17 protein-coding genes and 1 tRNA gene are annotated in these 16879 nt (G+C 37.9%); 4 read left to right on the plus strand and 14 right to left on the minus strand.

Translation table 11 applies throughout. The annotated features are described in order from the left end of the window. Positions 1-122: 122 nt before the first annotated feature. Complete coding sequence (locus JNUCC23_RS16090) at positions 123-2003, plus strand: DUF7852 domain-containing protein (RefSeq protein WP_454212400.1); 1881 nt, start codon at positions 123-125, stop codon at positions 2001-2003. 235 nt (positions 2004-2238) lie between these two features. After that, positions 2239-3000 (plus strand): CsxC family protein, encoded by a 762-nt coding sequence (locus tag JNUCC23_RS16095; protein ID WP_454212402.1) that lies wholly within the window; start codon positions 2239-2241, stop codon positions 2998-3000. Between the two features lie 274 nt (positions 3001-3274). Here the strand turns inward: JNUCC23_RS16095 and JNUCC23_RS16100 are convergent, their stop codons facing one another. The 9 genes from JNUCC23_RS16100 to JNUCC23_RS16140 form a co-directional block, all read right to left on the minus strand. After that, on the minus strand, positions 3275-4444 hold the full coding sequence (locus tag JNUCC23_RS16100; protein WP_454212404.1) for an MFS transporter: 1170 nt from the start codon (positions 4442-4444) through the stop codon (positions 3275-3277). 62 nt (positions 4445-4506) lie between these two features. Further along, positions 4507-5184, minus strand: a complete 678-nt coding sequence (locus tag JNUCC23_RS16105; RefSeq protein ID WP_403069273.1) for a FadR/GntR family transcriptional regulator — start codon at positions 5182-5184, stop codon at positions 4507-4509. A 345-nt stretch (positions 5185-5529) separates the two neighbouring features. Further along, positions 5530-5603 (minus strand) — tRNA-Arg (locus JNUCC23_RS16110). Positions 5604-5736: 133 nt separating this feature from the next. Then, entirely contained in the window at positions 5737-6249 is a 513-nt protein-coding gene (locus JNUCC23_RS16115) for a metallophosphoesterase (protein WP_454212407.1), read from the minus strand. Then, positions 6246-6860 carry an XTP/dITP diphosphatase gene (locus JNUCC23_RS16120; protein WP_454212409.1) on the minus strand — a complete coding sequence of 205 codons (615 nt, stop codon included), beginning with the start codon at positions 6858-6860 and terminating at the stop codon, positions 6246-6248. The genes JNUCC23_RS16115 and JNUCC23_RS16120 overlap by 4 nt, the downstream gene beginning before the upstream one ends. A 210-nt stretch (positions 6861-7070) precedes the next feature. Next, on the minus strand, positions 7071-8141 hold the full coding sequence (locus JNUCC23_RS16125; RefSeq protein WP_403069264.1) for a GerMN domain-containing protein: 1071 nt from the start codon (positions 8139-8141) through the stop codon (positions 7071-7073). A 168-nt stretch (positions 8142-8309) separates the two neighbouring features. Next, positions 8310-9107, minus strand: coding sequence for a glutamate racemase (gene racE, locus JNUCC23_RS16130; protein WP_062177028.1), 798 nt, complete (start codon positions 9105-9107; stop codon positions 8310-8312). A 16-nt stretch (positions 9108-9123) separates the two neighbouring features. Then, complete coding sequence (locus tag JNUCC23_RS16135) at positions 9124-9561, minus strand: MarR family winged helix-turn-helix transcriptional regulator (protein ID WP_403069260.1); 438 nt, start codon at positions 9559-9561, stop codon at positions 9124-9126. Positions 9562-10330: 769 nt separating this feature from the next. After that, complete coding sequence (locus tag JNUCC23_RS16140; RefSeq protein WP_028392149.1) at positions 10331-10555, minus strand: helix-turn-helix domain-containing protein; 225 nt, start codon at positions 10553-10555, stop codon at positions 10331-10333. Positions 10556-11083: 528 nt separating this feature from the next. Here JNUCC23_RS16140 and JNUCC23_RS16145 point away from each other — a divergent pair. Both JNUCC23_RS16145 and JNUCC23_RS16150 read left to right on the plus strand, forming a co-directional pair. Then, a complete protein-coding gene (locus tag JNUCC23_RS16145) occupies positions 11084-11242 on the plus strand; it encodes a hypothetical protein (RefSeq protein WP_454212414.1) in 159 nt (52 codons plus the stop codon). 88 nt (positions 11243-11330) lie between these two features. After that, the gene (locus JNUCC23_RS16150) at positions 11331-11606 is read left to right on the plus strand and encodes a restriction endonuclease (protein WP_454212416.1); all 276 of its coding nucleotides are present in this window, start codon (positions 11331-11333) and stop codon (positions 11604-11606) included. 364 nt (positions 11607-11970) lie between these two features. Here the strand turns inward: JNUCC23_RS16150 and JNUCC23_RS16155 are convergent, their stop codons facing one another. The 5 genes from JNUCC23_RS16155 to JNUCC23_RS16175 all read right to left on the minus strand — a co-directional run bounded on the left by JNUCC23_RS16155 (position 11971) and on the right by JNUCC23_RS16175 (position 16576). After that, positions 11971-12417 (minus strand): acyl-CoA thioesterase, encoded by a 447-nt coding sequence (locus JNUCC23_RS16155; RefSeq protein ID WP_454212418.1) that lies wholly within the window; start codon positions 12415-12417, stop codon positions 11971-11973. A gap of 213 nt (positions 12418-12630) precedes the next feature. Further along, positions 12631-13185 carry a hypothetical protein gene (locus tag JNUCC23_RS16160; protein WP_403069248.1) on the minus strand — a complete coding sequence of 185 codons (555 nt, stop codon included), beginning with the start codon at positions 13183-13185 and terminating at the stop codon, positions 12631-12633. Between the two features lie 182 nt (positions 13186-13367). Further along, positions 13368-14135 carry a succinate dehydrogenase iron-sulfur subunit gene (gene sdhB / locus JNUCC23_RS16165; RefSeq protein ID WP_062177014.1) on the minus strand — a complete coding sequence of 256 codons (768 nt, stop codon included), beginning with the start codon at positions 14133-14135 and terminating at the stop codon, positions 13368-13370. A gap of 18 nt (positions 14136-14153) precedes the next feature. Next, positions 14154-15905 carry a succinate dehydrogenase flavoprotein subunit gene (gene sdhA / locus JNUCC23_RS16170; RefSeq protein WP_454212420.1) on the minus strand — a complete coding sequence of 584 codons (1752 nt, stop codon included), beginning with the start codon at positions 15903-15905 and terminating at the stop codon, positions 14154-14156. A 62-nt stretch (positions 15906-15967) separates the two neighbouring features. Beyond that, positions 15968-16576: a succinate dehydrogenase cytochrome b558 subunit gene (locus tag JNUCC23_RS16175; RefSeq protein ID WP_062177008.1), complete on the minus strand. Its 609-nt coding sequence runs from the start codon at positions 16574-16576 to the stop codon at positions 15968-15970. Between the last annotated feature and the right edge of the window lie 303 nt (positions 16577-16879).

A 16879-nucleotide genomic window follows, 5' to 3' on the forward strand; every position in this document is an offset into this window, starting at 1 on the left:
CTCTTTTCCTTTAACATACCGCTTTCGACGGGCACTAGAAATATACAGATTAGAGGAACAATAGCGGAGAAACAGCATACATAAATAACAGGGGAAAAAATTTCATTTAGGAGTTGAGTATAGTGAAGACTCCATGGGTGAATTCGACAAAGATGCAGGAAATTATATCCAGACAAATAAACATTGTTAATTCTTCTAGAGTTCAAATAAAACCTCCTTCCACCTCCTGCGGTAAAAGCAAAGATTTTACAGACATCAAAATTGATTGTCGACTATCAAATCATATTCCTAGCCTTTGTGTCTCAGATGAAGGCGACGAGTTTAATGGAAATTCTCTTCCGGAAACAATTAAGAATTCATTTGACTCACCTGCGTGTATAAGTATTGAGCAACCTTCTGAAATCGAACCGGAAGCTAAAGATAATTCTGTTATGGACATAACCGAACCCACTAATGATCAGCAGAATTTTCAAGCCGACGTTAGCAATTATTCTCCAACGGAGGTTGCATTTGATTCAAACGATCCTTCTGGTTCCAACTTAGCTGATGAAAAACACAAGATTTTTAACAGGAAAATGGATTGTCGACTATCAAATCATATTCCTAGCCTTTGTGTCTCAGATGAAGGCGACGAGTTTAATGGAAATCCTCTTCCAGAAACAATTAATAATTCATTTGACTCACCTGCATGTATAAGTATTGAGCAACCTTCTGAAATCGAACCGGAAGCTAAAGATAATTCTGTTATGAACATAACCGAACCCACTAATGATCAGCAGAATTTTCAAGCCGACGTTAGCAATTATTCTCCAACGGAGGTTGCATTTGATTCAAACGATCCTTCTAGTTCCAACTTAGCTGATGAAAAACACAAGATTTTTAACAGAAAAATGGATTGTCGACTATCAAATCATATTCCTAGCCTTTGTGTCTCAGATGAAGGCGACGAGTTTAATGGAAATTCTCTTCCAGAAACAATTAATAATTCATTTGACTCACCTGCATGTATAAGTATTGAGCAACCTTCTGAAATCGAACCGGAAGCTAAAGATAATTCTGTTATGAACATAACCGAACCCACTAATGATCAGCAGAATTTTCAAGCCGACGTTAGCAATTATTCTCCAACGGAGGTTGCATTTGATTCAAACGATCCTTCTGGTTCCAACTTAGCTGATGAAAAACACAAGATTTTTAACAGGGACGACATCGATGAGGACCTGTATGAGGATGATTCGCTTGTCGTTCCCGTACATGATTCACCCGTTGATAAATCGGAGGAAAAAAATAATCAATCTAGCACTTCTTTTGATTTTGTAAATATTAGAGTTCCGGTTGTAGTTGGGGAATACAAAATAGAGATTTGTTTAGAAGAAGCCGTATTGTTTGAGGAAAATATTATGTGGATTAACGTAATTTCCAATAAAGTTGTCCTATCAAATAGTAAGTTTATACCAACCCAATTTTCTGAACCATTAAAGAACGGGATGTCTAAAGCATTAAAAGGAAACTTATTTATAGAAGGATATATCATCCAAAACATTGAATATACAGCCGCTAAACAGGATCTTGAAACAGATCCACTATACAAAGACGGAAAAATTTATTTAATAACAAAAAAAAGACCATTCTCCACTATTGTCGAAATTGATAATTTCCTCCATCCACCGGTATTTGGAGCGATTACTCAAAAAACATTTGACTTTTTTGACCCAAATAATAAAGAAGTCCCTCAAACTAACACTAAACTATTCAACAATGTAACGTATTATCCAGAGCAGCCATATTGTCGTTTAATTTTTTCGGAAATTCATGAACATACAAGTTTATCAGACACGGTTCATGAAAACTACAGCCATACTCCTATTGAGTCCGTTCAAGTAAATCCCATACACACAAAAAAGGAAGCAAATGAAAAGCAATTAACCCAGAAAACAGTGTTAGTTACATTCGTGCATTTACTGCAAGAACAAAGTGTTCGAGTTAGATATGATAACGCTTAAAGGAAAATGTTACTATAAGAACTCGCAAGTCCCATGGTTAGCTCCCGAAATAGAGATATTAATCCAATCCCAACGGCATTTAAAGCCCGAAAACCTTAATCCTTTGGAAAAATCAAGGCTATCAAATAAAAGAGGCCAAGCTCCTACTTCAATGACCCATGCTAAAAATAAAATGTTGAATATAGTAATTTCGTATGGTAATAAAAATTAGAAAATATTAGGGAGAGATTACTTTATGAGCGATAACCTCAATAATCAACCTTTACAACAAGTTAACCCACCTTGTCCAGTAACTTCGACAGAACAAATTCCATTAAGCGATCAAGCAACACCACTCGTTAGTGTAGCAAGTACTCCAACGATTAAAATCCCGGTTGTAGTAGCAGAAAGAACATTACAAATTGTTGTAGAGGCGGATATTTCACTTACGCCAGCAGCAACGGAAATTAAAAGAGTTCATAAGAATGCATTTCTAAGTCAAGTCAAACTTGTGCCTGTTGAATTTGCTCCAATTGCTGGCACTAATTTCTTCAACGTAACAAGAGCTAAATTATTTGTTTCTGGATTCATTCGCAAAAATATTGAATATGCTTCAACCGAATGTAATGGAACTTTGTTTGATCGAATTGCAGATGTTCCGTTTTCTGGATTCGCAGATCTTACAGCAGCGGACTTTATCTTATTCCCAATTCTAGCTGGTTCTTCAGCTAACTCAGCTATGTTTCTTAATGAAGCAAATCAAGTAGCTCCACGTTTGGATAAATATTTCTTCCAGAACCTTGTGAACTATAATGAACAACCTTATGGCGAATTAGTACGTGCCAACTTCTTTGAACTTGATTTCTCGCCAACTATGGTAGAACCTGAACAAGCGTTTAGCACTTTGCGTGAAAAAATTGTCATGGACCTTACGTTAAAAGTATTACAAGTTCAACAAATCCAAGTTACTGGAAACCAAATAATTCCTGGCTCTACAACTGGAACTACTCTTGGTTAATATCTCTTGAACGATAAGTAAGCTTAGCTCTATTTCGATCGTACTAATGATGAGTTTGCTGCTGCATCTTTGAAATGACAAGATATCAGAAGTGGGCCCTATAGCCTTTTAGGCTATAGGGTTTTCAGAGTCTATCCAATGAAGCAAGTATATGAAACTTCTTCTAATTGGTCGTGTCGATTTCTTCAACAACACTCATACATTCACAAGTAACAAGCTAACATTATTATAGGGAAGCTATTGAATGGTTTTGTAGTTATGTTGGTTTTCTATATTAAAAAAAGGTTGATAAATCTCCTCGCCATCTTAGTAACGCAATAAATAGAACCATACAAAGAATAATCATTAATACAAATACTTGTTTTTCATATGCGATATAATCTCTTGTTAATCCTGCGATAAAGGGGATTACTCCACCAAGCATATAACCAAACCCTTGCATCATTGAAGTCCAAGAGCTTGCTTCGCTTGACGAAGAAACTGCGTTTAACGGAAGTGCCAGTGCCAGAGGGAATAATCCACCAAGTCCAATCCCAATTAGAATTGTTGCAAGCCAAGGATTCACTATATGAAAGACGATGCATAACAAACCAATTAAAACAAATAATGTACTTCCCATTAACCAAGCCTTTTCGTTTTTATATACATCTGCTAATGATGGAATTAAAAAGCTAAAGATCATTTGAATAATCGTAAATAAAGTAATGAGTGTTCCTGATTGCTCCCCACTAAATCCCATTGATTGTGCAATCGGTGCTAACCATGTACTTATACAATAAAACATACCAGCTTGTAGACCGAATATGAGCGTAAACGACCATACGTTTTTATTTTTAAATGGCAATTGAATCGTTGCCTTCGTTGAATTCTTAACAAACTCACTTTTTTTCACCATCGGATACCAAAATAATAATCCAATGACTGCAAAAATGCTCCAACTTGCTAAAGCAAGCTGCCATGAATCATTTAGTTGCTTTTGCAAGGGAATCATTAATCCGGCACTTAATGAAGCACCAATACCCATTCCTACAGAATAAACACCGACCATCATCCCAATTCTATTCGGAAACTTTTGCTTAATATATCCCGAAACTAGAGGTCCAGAAATGGCTATACCTATTCCAATTAAAAAGGCTGTAATAAGCAGGGTTATTGCTGAATTCGTAAAAGCTCGAAATGCTGTGGCTATACCAATTAAGAGCAAACAGGTCGCAATCGTTTTTTCTAATCCAAATCGAGCGCTTACCCTTGTTGCGAAAAATGCAAAAAAGCCCATACAAATGACTGGAATGGATGTAAGCAAACTGACCATACCATTACTTAATTCTAAATCATTTCTAATGTTCTCCAATACAGGGGATATCGAAGCAATGCTCATTCGTAAATTTAAGGAAACGAGAAATAGAGCTACAATTATAAATAGTATTTGTTTCTTCATCTTCAAACTCCCTTTACATAGATTTCTAAACATCGTATCATCAGACGTTTAATTTTGTAAAGGAGCTGTTAATGCTCCAAATTTTGGTTTACAGAACGAATGGCTTCCTCTTCATCTTGCGCTAAGATGGCTTGAAATAAATCCTCATGTATCTCTGAGTTATCGTTATAATTCGTTACATGTACAATAAGGCTGCTCAAGATCTTCCGTAAAACAGGAATGAAGGATTGATATAAATTATATAGGACCTGATTCCCACTTGCCTTGGCAATAGCTAAATGGAAATCAATATCTGCATCTACATATGTCGCATAATTTCCTTGCTGCAATGCTTTATAACGTTGATCCAAACAGGTTTTTATATGCAATAAATCTTCATCTGTTCTTCGCCTTGCAGCTAATTTTGCGACTTCTTGATCTAACATCGCTCGTGCTTCATATACATCGTTCCTATCAGCTTGTTGCAACAGTTGATTAAAAGAAGTTTCATTCGTCCATTCCAAAGACAAAATGCGTGTGCCTTTTCCTTGTTTTACTTCGAGAATTCCTGCGTGAACAAGCACTTTTATAGATTCGCGAAGGGTGGAACGACCTACCGCGAATTCTTCCATAAGCTGAGGTTCGGGAGGAAGACGATCCCCCACTTTATACGCACCTGAGAAAATTTTATTCTTTAATTGCTCAATGATTTCATCTGTTAATTTTCTTCCCGTTACTTTTGAAAATGAAGATGAATGATTTGTCATACCCTTTCACTCCTACAACTTAGCATTAATACTATTATAACGTGAAAGTTGATATAGATATAATTTTCATCTACTGTATGTTTCAATAATTATGTCGACTTCTTAAACAATCCATTTCGGTGTAGTGCCAAATAAACCATGAACATATTTATCTAACTTTCCAGAAATCGTTACTATATCACTTATTTTCAAATTATCCTTTTCTTTTTATCATACGAAAAAACCCCCTATATCGAAAGTATACAAGCCAATATACGGTGTAATTTCTTACATGACCGCCATACTGACTGTTTCACTAAACGATATAAGAGGTTGATGTAGCGGTGTTTACCGCTCATTTTCTAACGTCCCAGGAGAGATTCGAACTCCCGACCGACGCCTTAGAAGGGCGTTGCTCTATCCAGCTGAGCTACTGGGACAAGGTATGAAATGCCTAACGACAAGATTTATTATAATATGTGGAAGTTGGATAGTCAACTCTTTTTCGTGATTTTTTATTTTACTGAGTATGAATAGACAGAAGTGGACTTCTTCTGTCTATTATACATGATCTCATTCAAAAGTGTACGCATTGCTTAAGTCTTTTACCAAATTCCCCTCGACATCGTAGTAATGGATGATAGCTTCTTTTTGAGTGAGCTCGAGGATGGCATACGTTTTTTCTTTACGGTTTCTTGGAAGGCGTATGCTCCCTGGGTTAATGTATAGTCTCCCGTCAATCATTTCAGAACCGGGGATGTGTGAATGACCGAAGCAAATGATGTCCGCTTGCTCTTCCTCCGCTTTATAGGAAAGATTCATAACGGTCATTTTCACATTATACAAATGACCATGGGTGACCAAGAAACGCGAGTCACCGATTGTTTCCACTGTATAATCTGGATAAGCAGGGTCATGATCGCAGTTACCTCTAACCGCTAACAACCCTTCCATAATCGCATCTGCTTTCTCTAACTCAGAATCACCACAATGGATGAATACATCGACTTCAGCTTGGTGACGGGCTTTTATTTTTTCAACATCTGACGTTAGACCATGGCTATCGCTCATAATCCCTACTTTCATAATTGAGCTGCTTCCTTTTCAAGAAAAGCATCTAATTTTCCTTCGAGTACATGTAGGGCATTAGCGCGGTGACTGATTTCATTTTTCTCATTGCTTTTGAGCTCAGCCATCGTTTTTCCTTTTTCTTTCACATAAAAAACAGGATCATAGCCAAAACCATTCGTACCCTTTGGTTCGTTTGTGATTCGTCCTTCCACAGAACCAGACACTGTAATTGTTTCTTGATTTGGAGATGCAAGCGCTAGTGCGCAATAAAATCTTGCCGTTCTTTTGTCTTCTGGCACATCCTTTAATTCTTCGAGAACCTTCTCTGTATTGGCCGCATCGCTCTTTGCCTCACCAGCGTAGCGTGCTGAATACACGCCAGGTCTGCCATCAAGCGCATCTACAATCAAGCCCGAATCATCAGCTATCACAAACTGCCCGAGCATTTTACTAATTGCTTCTGCTTTTAAAATTGCGTTTTCTTCAAAGGTAGTCCCTGTTTCCTCGACATCTGGGGCGTCTTCGATATCAAGGAGCGTCTGAACCTGAAACCCTCTTGAATGAAACAAGCTTTCGAATTCTTTTGCTTTCCCTTTGTTTTTCGTTGCAATAATGACCGTTTTCATCCTATATCACTCCTGAATCACTGTAAGATTTTTTTACAACGCGGTTGATTTTTATGCCTAACTTGTTAATTAGTACTCCAATTTTAACGATAATTAAAGTCTAACACAATTTCCTCTATCATAATAATTCTACCACTTAATGAAATCCCTTATCATCACAAACAAAAAAAGGTCTGCCAAAAGCAGCCCTCACACATTTATATCCTTCTATTAAAAACTGCCCGTATTCACTTTTGCAGGACGGCTTACGGGTTCGGTTAATGCTTTACCAGCTTCATCCACCAAACCGCCCTTTCCTTGTACAAGCACTTCCACGCTTTCAATGTCTTTTTGTTCTGTTAATGAAAGAACCAGTGCATCAAGAGCCTCTTTCGAAATCTTTCTTTCTTTGAAACTGCCTAGAATATTCTCATTGAAATCCAAGGTAACTTTTCCATCTTCAGTTTTCGGTTCGGCAATTAACGCAACATCATCCGTAAAACCTGAAAGCAGACTTGAGGCAAGTCCTGGTCCTTTTACCAGTTCATTGACAGCTGCCGTGATCGTGTCAGTATTCGATTCTTTGACCCTTTTTGTTACAGGAACATAATAGTAGCTACCATCTTCACCGCCAATATAATACACAGTAAGCGGCATCGTATTAGAAACATCCGTAACATTAGATAAATCGAAGTTAATACCTACTGAACGATTCAATCCGTCTGAAATCGGTGTTTTGTTAACCGGCATTTCTTTCATTTCCGTGCCATTCAATTTTAATACCACTTTATCAACCGTATCGAATTGAGTTAATGTATAAGTGATGGCTTGGAGAATTTTTAATTCATCTTCTTTTTTATAGGTAGCAAATTCCTTGGAAAAATCAGCGGTTGCTACACCTTCTTTAATATCAACACTTACATGTGTATCCGCAGGTATTACCGCTCTAAAGCCATTTGGAAGCACCTCAGACACAGGTCCGTTGGCGACTAAATATTCAAGCGCTTGCTGGGCAACTGCTGTATTAGAAGGAAGCTCTAGCGTTTGTGGTACGACAAACCCGCTTTTATCAATCAAATACAATTCGGTTTTGATGGTTTTGGTTGCTTCTTCTTTACTATCAGTTTTAGTTGCTTCCTTACCATCCACTTCTTTTAATCCTGCTTCATCATCTACTAGTGTCACTCCTTCTGGTGGGTCAATTTTTGCTTTTTCTTTTTCACCGAACAGGCCGCAACCACCTAAAAAGAGCGAAGAAGCCAGAACAGTTGTGATAACTGATATTTTTGTTACGTGAGTCATGTTCAATCCCTCCCAGGACAGTTTGTACTACTATTTATACGAGCCATGGGAATTTATAGACCTATTTTTTTCAAAAAAAATAGGAGGCGACTCATATGGGTCTGCCTCCTACAATATCAATCGTATTTAAACTGTTACCAATGTGTCATGTCCAAATAGTTAGTCTGATCAATCAATTTTCACCGTTTGGACAACCCCTATCTTTTCACCGATCCAACTATAGGCAATACTTTGGAATATTTCCTTAGATCCAGTCGCGAAAAATTGGTGTTTTGGTGTTTCTTTGCTTACATTCAACAGATTATCATGTTGTAGGATGACGCTCGCTTCACGTGCAGTCTCTTCACCAGATGAAATGACTTTCACATTCCTTCCCATGAACCGGCTAATTTCCGGCCCCAGTAATGGATAATGCGTACAGCCAAGAACGAGCGTATCAATGTTCGTTTTCTTTAAGGGCCGTAGCGTTTCAGCTATCACTTTTCTAACGATCGGACCATGAAACTCGCCGCTTTCCACGATTGGAACAAACTTCGGACAAGCAAGGCTATCCACCTTCACTCGATTATTAATCATTGCAAGTGCGTGATCATACGCCTTACTCGTAACGGTACCATCAGTCCCAATAATACCGATATGTAAATTTAAGGATACCTTTAATGCTGCACGGGCACCCGGGTAGATCACACCGAGTACCGGAATCGGTAGTTCTGAACTAATTTCTTCGAGAGCTGCGGCTGTAGCTGTGTTGCATGCAATAATCAGCATTTTCATATCGTATTTCAAAAGATAACGCGTCATCTGCCAAGTGAAGGTCTTCACATCTTCCATTGGCCGTGGACCATACGGGCATCTCGCCGTATCCCCTATATATACAATATTCTCATTGGGTAGCTGACGCATAACCTCTTTTGCTACCGTTAAGCCACCGACTCCCGAATCCATTATGCCTATTGGTCGTTTCAAACATCTCGCCTCATTCTTATCGCATTTCTTGATGTAATTTAATTAAATTTTCTTTAAGTGTTACGATTTCTTCACTTGAAAAATTCACTAAAACGTCTTGAAGATACACTTGACGCTTTTTAATAACCTCATCTATTATCCGTTTTCCTTCTTCTAAAAGGTGAATTCTTACCACCCGACGATCTTTCTCATCCTTCACACGTTGGACAAGCTCATTTTTTTCCATGCGGTCAATCAAATCCGTCGTTGTGCTGAAAGCCAAATACATCTTAGAGGAAAGCTCCCCTATTGTCATATCGCCTTCTTCTGACAACCACTGAAGAGCAATAAATTGTGGAGGCGTAATTTTATAATTATTTAACATTTCCCGGCCCTTTTGCTTAACCAAACCCGAAACATAACGCAGCTCTTTTTCAATTCTCGCCACATGCGCAACATGTGTTACTTCATCCATTTCTCACAGCTCCCAACCACTTATACAAAACTTTATTGTCTTTATTGTCTATGAAAAATAGGGAAATTTCAAGAACCATTCTTCGCATACAAAACAAATATGGCATTAAAACGCCACCATTTACCATTAGGCATCTATTATTAAGCACGCTACACTCACCTAATCACAATGGTGGCGGTGCGGAGCTGGTTTTTGAAATACTTTTTTTATAAAGTGAAACTTCAATCAGTGGGGGGGTTCTCCATCCCTCACTGATTGTTAGTTGAACCAATCGGGCGTTTACGGGCAAGTTATCCCCACCTACGCTTCTTCGGTTCCTCTAAGCCTTGAGGTGAGGGTTTTACTGCCCGTTAATGCGGGATAAAGTAGGTATTTTTGTAAAGTAGATTGGCTATTTTAGTAAATGGCGAAGCCCCGTCCCCATGTCCTTCATACAAAACTCCTATGACGTTAAAACACCACCATTTACCATGAAGGACTAATCAAGTATCACGCTACACTCACCCTATCATAATGGCGGCGGTGCGGAGCCGAAATTTCGAGGTGTTTTCTATAATAAAAAAAGGATACAAGCTAAGAAGATTGGCTAGATTAGTAAGTCGCGGAGACCCGTCCCCATGTCCTTCATACAAAAAAATTAACAGCAATAACAAGCACCTTCTTGAATGTATTCATTCATTATTGTGCTAGAAATATCGCTGCTAACAGTTTGACAAAATGGTGCTCTGTAAGCTTCTATCAATCAACTTCGTATGAAATCGAGAATGTGTTAGAGCTTCAACTCTCCCATACGAAGGAGTTCAATGACTGCTTGGGAACGCCCTTTGACTCCAAGCTTTTGCATCGCATTTGAAATGTGGTTTCGAACTGTTTTTTCGCTGATAAACAATTCACCTGCGATTTCTTTCGTTGTCTTATCTTGAACTAATAGTTCGAATACTTCTTTTTCTCTTTTGGTGAGTAATGGCTTATGAGTGAATTCGTTCTCCTTCAAGTGTTGTAACCCTCCTTGCCTTCACCAGCATAAAAACCCGGAGTGGGTGTCTATTTAGTCTTGTTATAGTATGACAAGAGAGGGGGGAGAGTGACTGTTTCAAGGCTCGAATAGTGAATTTCTTTTAGATTTTTTATTTGACCTAATTTTTGATTTTTAATCTGTATTAATCGGACTTGGCCTTGGGTGTTTTATCGATCCAAATATGTACTTTAGAATCCACAATACCCTTTTAAATCAGTTGGCACCACAACTTCACTCTTCACAGTTGTTTCAAGAAATCAAAGTATTTTATTCTTTGTGAAGTGAATCAGTGACTGCAAATGATGAGTAATGATACTAGACTTTATTTGGATATTTTTACCTATATTAATAAAAATTGAAGGTTGCTTTAAATTTTTTAATTTCACGAACACATTTTCTCAAATTAGTTAATCTAGGAAGCGTAGTGTAGCTAAATGAAGAAAAGCTAGATACCTAAGACATACTGTTTATTTTGAAAGGGAAATTAGAACAGGAGAGAAAATCATGAATAAGAAGCAGAGAAACAGCATCCTTCAACTCGTTAGATTAATAGTTGGATTTATTACTTTAACTATTCTTTTATTGAATAGAACAGATATTTATTATTACATACTTATTTTCGTTCTCCCTATGATTTCGTCTATCATTATGGATCAGTTATGACCAGTATTAATAAAAAAGAATAGCCATAAACAACCAATAAAAAAACAAAAACCAGTCAACAAAACAGGGAGCAGACGGAGGAATTGATTTGATCTACTATCTTCCTCATGATGGAAAGACAGCCGTACAGATTAAACATTATATACGTTCACAAAAGGAAATCAGCGTTAGTTTAATTAGAGAATTAGATGGTTCAAAACGGAATTATGGTTGCGTATTCAGTGAATTTATCACCACTTCTACCTTTACTAATCCAGCATCTGCCCAAGCACCAAGAGGAATGAACCTTAGAGACATTTACTGGTTCAATCGTGAAGTAATTCCATGGATGAAAAAAGAAACCGCGAAAAGAAAGTTAGCTTAATAAGACTTTTATCGATAAAGTAACGAGATACTCAAAACAAGATATCGCTCCCTAAAACGGAGCTCTTAAGTCTTTCCAAATTACTTTATGGACAAATCTATCGTGCTTTCTTCAATTAATGAAACTGTATAGAAAAAGTTTCTTAAGTTCCATAAGTTTCTTACGCCCATAACAAAGAAGGTCAGCAAAACAATTCATAATTTAGATGTATCTAGATAATATTAGGATTGATGTAAAAAGAATAAGGGTCTTCCCCAGCACTCTATACATCGTATGTAGAAGTACTTACGTTTAATTTGAACTGTAAATTGTGAATGCTGGGTCTGACCCTTTCGTTAGAAATGATGTAGACTTGAAACCCTTGCTAAAACGCTCTCATCTTCTGTTTCATTTCCTCCGTCCATACCACTGACTTACCTGTCTTCTTTGAAATTTGAACGATCGTGCCACGACCTGTAAAGCACACTTTCCCTTCCTTCGTCCCCATGTAATGAAGATCTACGGATGAATTTCCGATTCGAGCTACCTTGACGTGAACATCGATTTCATCATCAAAAAACAATTGCTCGAGAAAATCACATTGTAGATCTGCGACAACAGGGATTTCTTCTCTCGCATTGTGTACCCAATTTTGCATAAAGCCAATGCTCTTAAAATATTCAATCCTTGCTTCTTCAAAATACATAAACGGAACGGTATTGTTTACATGTCCAAACATATCCGTTTCTGAAAAACGTACTTTAACCGGGTGTTTAAATTGAAAGGATGACGCCCATTCTTCCATATTATCGATATATGATATTCTGCTCATTCTATTCGCTCCTTTCTGTGGAAAAGGGACGGAGCTTCGCAAAATCAGCTTCGTACCGCCACCTTCATAATATGATAGAAATTAAGATCCCAAACCTTTTTCATCGTTAGGTTGGGAGGAGACGCACATGAATGTTATTTATGAATAGTTATTCATTTATTCTATTGATAAATCATCTATTTAAAAAGCCTATTACTTTAATAATCAAAAAGGCTAGATTACATCATCATCTTCTTCTAAAGGTTTTGCGTTTTTAGAATCAGCCTTCTTTTTCTTTATTATAACGTCATCTGTAACAATATCCTTCTCTTGTTTTTTAAAAGAAAGTAAAGCTGCCTGTCCATCACTAGGTGATCCATCGGAAAAATACATCGGAAAAAGTGAAAAAAACATGATATAGAAAGAGAAATAAATGAATTGGTAACAAAAAATAGAATTATTTAATACGTCCAAAAATATGAGTCCATTAATAATAAATATGCTGAATAGATTGAACAGCGCTCCTCCTAAATAAATCATCACACTTTTAAATGGATGATCGACTTGTAATTTATCGAACTCGCAGTGTCCATTCCAAAAGTAGTATTTTTTTATATCCATTTTCAAAATTGAAAATAATTTATTCCCGCAGCCGAGTGTAAGCTTTTTCCCTGTACCTCCAAATATCGCAGCACAAAATAGGTGACCGCTTAAGTGAATAAACGTGACGATCGGCATGATGAGAAAAAAAGAAAAAATGAATTTGGTAACATCTGCAAAATCAAACAAACAATTACCTCCTACAACGCAAATCTTTCTTTTTTGTTATACTACTCTCTACCCAGTGCCAATCGTAAATAACTAGAAAAAATTTTTACACGTATTTTCTAAGTTTTACGCATAAATGAGGGTTCACCATTTTCCATAATGAAAAAAGAACCCAATTCCGGGTTCTTTTTTCATTATTTTTATTAAACTTGATCGCTTCCGAAGAAGTTACGGAACGATTGTAGGGTTGTGTCACGGTTCAAGGAAGCGATTGAAGTCGTCAGCGGGATGCCTTTCGGGCATGATTGTACACAGTTTTGTGAATTCCCGCAGTTGGCTAAGCCTCCGTCTCCCATAATCGCATTAAGGCGATCTGAACGATTCATTTCGCCAGTTGGGTGCGCATTGAATAGACGTACTTGTGAAAGTGCTGATGGTCCAATGAAGTCTGAAGAGCTGTTTACGTTCGGGCAAGCTTCAAGGCACACACCACAAGTCATACATTTAGATAGTTCGTACGCCCATTGACGTTTCTTTTCTGGCATACGAGGACCTGGTCCAAGATTATACGTTCCATCAATTGGGATCCATGCTTTTACTTTTTTCAATGAATCAAACATACGGCTGCGATCCACTTGTAGGTCGCGAACAACAGGGAATGTGCGCATAGGACTTAAGCGAATCGGTTGTTCTAATTGGTCGATAAGTGCTGTACAAGACTGTCTTGGCTTGCCATTGATCACCATTGAACAAGCGCCACAAACTTCTTCCAAACAGTTCATATCCCAAGAAATCGGTGTTGTTGTTTTTCCGTCAACCGTTACCGGGTTACGACGGATTTCCATTAGGGCAGAAATGACGTTCATATTTGGACGATAGTCTAATTCAAAAACCTCTATATATGGATCTGAATCTGGAGTATCTTGTCTTGATATTTCAAACCGTACTGTTTTTGTCTTTGTCTCAGCCATGCTTTTCTCCCCCTCTTTTTAGTGAGTTGTCGTATAGTCGCGTTTCCGTGGTGCAATTAACGAAACATCAATATCTTCGTAATAGAACTCAGGAGCTGAATTCGGGCCAGTAAACTTAGCCATTGTCGTTTTCATAAATTCATCGTCATTACGTTCCGGGAAGTCCGGTTTGTAATGGGCACCACGGCTTTCATTACGATTAAGAGCACCTATTGTAATAACCCGAGCTAATTGGAGCATGTTTTGTAATTGTCTTGTGAAAGAAGCTCCTTGGTTGCTCCATTTTGATGTATCTAAAATATTGATATTTTTATACCGTTCCATTAATTCGACAATTTTATCGTCTGTTGCTTGTAATCGATCGTTATGACGTACTACAGTTACGTTATTTGTCATCCATTCGCCAAGCTCTTTGTGTATAACATAGGCATTTTCTGTTCCATTAAGCGACATAATGCCATCCCATTTTTCTTGTTCTTGCTTCACATAGCCATCGAATAAAGAAGATGGTAGAGATTCGCTTGTTTTCTCAAGACCAGAAATATATTTAACAGCATTTGGCCCTGCTACCATTCCACCGTAAATAGCGGAAAGAAGAGAGTTAGCACCTAGACGATTGCCACCATGCTGTGAATAATCACACTCACCTGCAGCGAATAAGCCTTTAATATTGGTCATTTGATCATAATCTACCCATAGTCCGCCCATTGAATAGTGAACAGCAGGGAAGATTTTCATTGGCACTTTACGTGGATCTTCACCCATGAATTTTTCATAGATTTCAATGATGCCGCCAAGTTTAATATCCAATTCTTTCGGATCTTTATGAGAGAGATCAAGATAAACCATGTTTTCGCCATTAATACCAAGCTTCATATTTACGCACACATCGAAAATCTCCCGCGTGGCAATATCACGCGGCACAAGGTTTCCGTATGCCGGATATTTCTCTTCTAAGAAATACCAAGGTTTCCCGTCTTTATACGTCCAAACACGTCCGCCTTCGCCACGAGCCGATTCTGACATTAATCGAAGTTTATCATCGCCAGGAAGTGCGGTCGGATGGATTTGAATGAATTCTCCATTCGAATAAATCGCGCCTTGTTGATAAACAATAGAAGCTGCTGATCCTGTATTGATCATTGAATTCGTTGATTTACCAAAGATGATCCCTGGTCCACCGGTTGCCATAATGACAGCATCGCCTGGGAACGCTTTTATTTCCATTGTTTTTAAGTCTTGGCCAACAATCCCGCGCGCTACTTGATCTTCATCAATAACAGCCCCGAGGAATTCCCAGCCTTCATATTTCGTAACAAGTCCTTCTACCTCATAGCGACGAACTTGTTCGTCTAATGCATATAGCAATTGTTGGCCAGTTGTCGCCCCAGCAAATGCTGTACGGTGATGCTGTGTACCGCCGAAGCGACGGAAATCTAGTAAACCTTCAGGTGTACGGTTGAACATAACACCCATCCGGTCGAACATATGAATAATTGATGGTGCCGCTTCACACATTGCTTTAACTGGCGGCTGGTTCGCTAAAAAATCGCCACCGTAAACTGTATCATCAAAGTGAATCAACGGGGAGTCCCCTTCACCTTTTGTATTTACTGCTCCATTTATGCCACCTTGTGCACAAACAGAGTGAGAACGTTTAACAGGAACTAACGAGAATAGATCTACCTGTTGTCCATGCTCAGCCGCTTTAATCGTAGCCATTAGCCCTGCTAGACCTCCACCGACGACAATAATTTTACCTTTACCCATTATTGCTCACTCCCTCATATCCGTTCAAAGCTTGTTAGCTTGCTCTGATTTATTCGAACCTTTTATACGAAAGCAAAAATTGCACGTAGCCCAATATAGCTAAGGACTAGGAATACAACTAATGTTATGTAAGTCATGATCTTTTGCGATTTAGGTGAAACAGTTAACCCCCAGCTTACCGAGAATGACCAAAGTCCATTAGCGAAATGGAAAACGGTTGAAAGAAGCCCTACAATGTAAAAAACAATCATGAATGGACTTGAAAAAATCGTTGCCATCATGTCAAAGTTCACTTCAGCACCAAGTGCAGCTTGAATTCTTGTCGTATACACATGCCAAATAAGGAAGATTAACGTTATAATTCCTGATACCCTTTGTAAAAAGAACATCCAGTTACGGAAAAAGTTAAATCTTCCTAAGTTGTTTTTAGCTGTAAAAGCGATGTAAATCCCATAAACAGCATGGAAAATCAACGGTAAATAAATGACAACAAACTCAACGACAATCTTGATTGGCGTGAATTCAATTAAATGTACCGCTGCATTAAAGGTATCCGCTCCTTTAGTTGCCATATAGTTGACTGTTAAATGGAAGATTAAAAACAGTCCAATTGGAACTACCCCAAGAAGTGAATGAAGCTTACGGTTCCCAAACTCTCGATTTTGCGCCACAAAGTGCCCCCCCTTAATTTGTGAAAACTCTCGCAAAGATAAAATCAATTCTCCCTTACCCCTGCATTTTCTAATTGTATGAAACTATTTAACAATCTTCTGACATGTCCATTTTACCCCTGTCTGATAATTGCGTCAAGAAAACGGATACAAGATTTCTTTTTTCAAAATAGAAATATTTTACTAGTTTTTTTCCTTATTCACCTAAGGAAAATCCCATAAGTCACCATTTATCCAACAATTTAATTTTAGATTTTCCTATAAAAATTAATGCTTCAACTCACAAAACGTATATAATAGTTG

The organism is Peribacillus sp. JNUCC 23, assembly GCF_053653995.1.

Bases quoted from the DNA above. Each gene is read 5' to 3' on its own strand.
- JNUCC23_RS16095 (WP_454212402.1), top strand. From the start codon at position 2,239: ATGAGCGATAACCTCAATAATCAACCTTTACAACAAGTTAACCCACCT.
- JNUCC23_RS16105 (WP_403069273.1), bottom strand. From the start codon at position 5,184: ATGACAAATCATTCATCTTCATTTTCAAAAGTAACGGGAAGAAAATTA.
- JNUCC23_RS16115 (WP_454212407.1), bottom strand. From the start codon at position 6,249: ATGAAAGTAGGGATTATGAGCGATAGCCATGGTCTAACGTCAGATGTT.
- JNUCC23_RS16120 (WP_454212409.1), bottom strand. From the start codon at position 6,860: ATGAAAACGGTCATTATTGCAACGAAAAACAAAGGGAAAGCAAAAGAA.
- JNUCC23_RS16125 (WP_403069264.1), bottom strand. From the start codon at position 8,141: ATGACTCACGTAACAAAAATATCAGTTATCACAACTGTTCTGGCTTCT.
- JNUCC23_RS16135 (WP_403069260.1), bottom strand. From the start codon at position 9,561: ATGGATGAAGTAACACATGTTGCGCATGTGGCGAGAATTGAAAAAGAG.
- JNUCC23_RS16145 (WP_454212414.1), top strand. From the start codon at position 11,084: ATGAATAAGAAGCAGAGAAACAGCATCCTTCAACTCGTTAGATTAATA.
- JNUCC23_RS16155 (WP_454212418.1), bottom strand. From the start codon at position 12,417: ATGAGCAGAATATCATATATCGATAATATGGAAGAATGGGCGTCATCC.
- sdhB (WP_062177014.1), bottom strand. From the start codon at position 14,135: ATGGCTGAGACAAAGACAAAAACAGTACGGTTTGAAATATCAAGACAA.
- sdhA (WP_454212420.1), bottom strand. From the start codon at position 15,905: ATGGGTAAAGGTAAAATTATTGTCGTCGGTGGAGGTCTAGCAGGGCTA.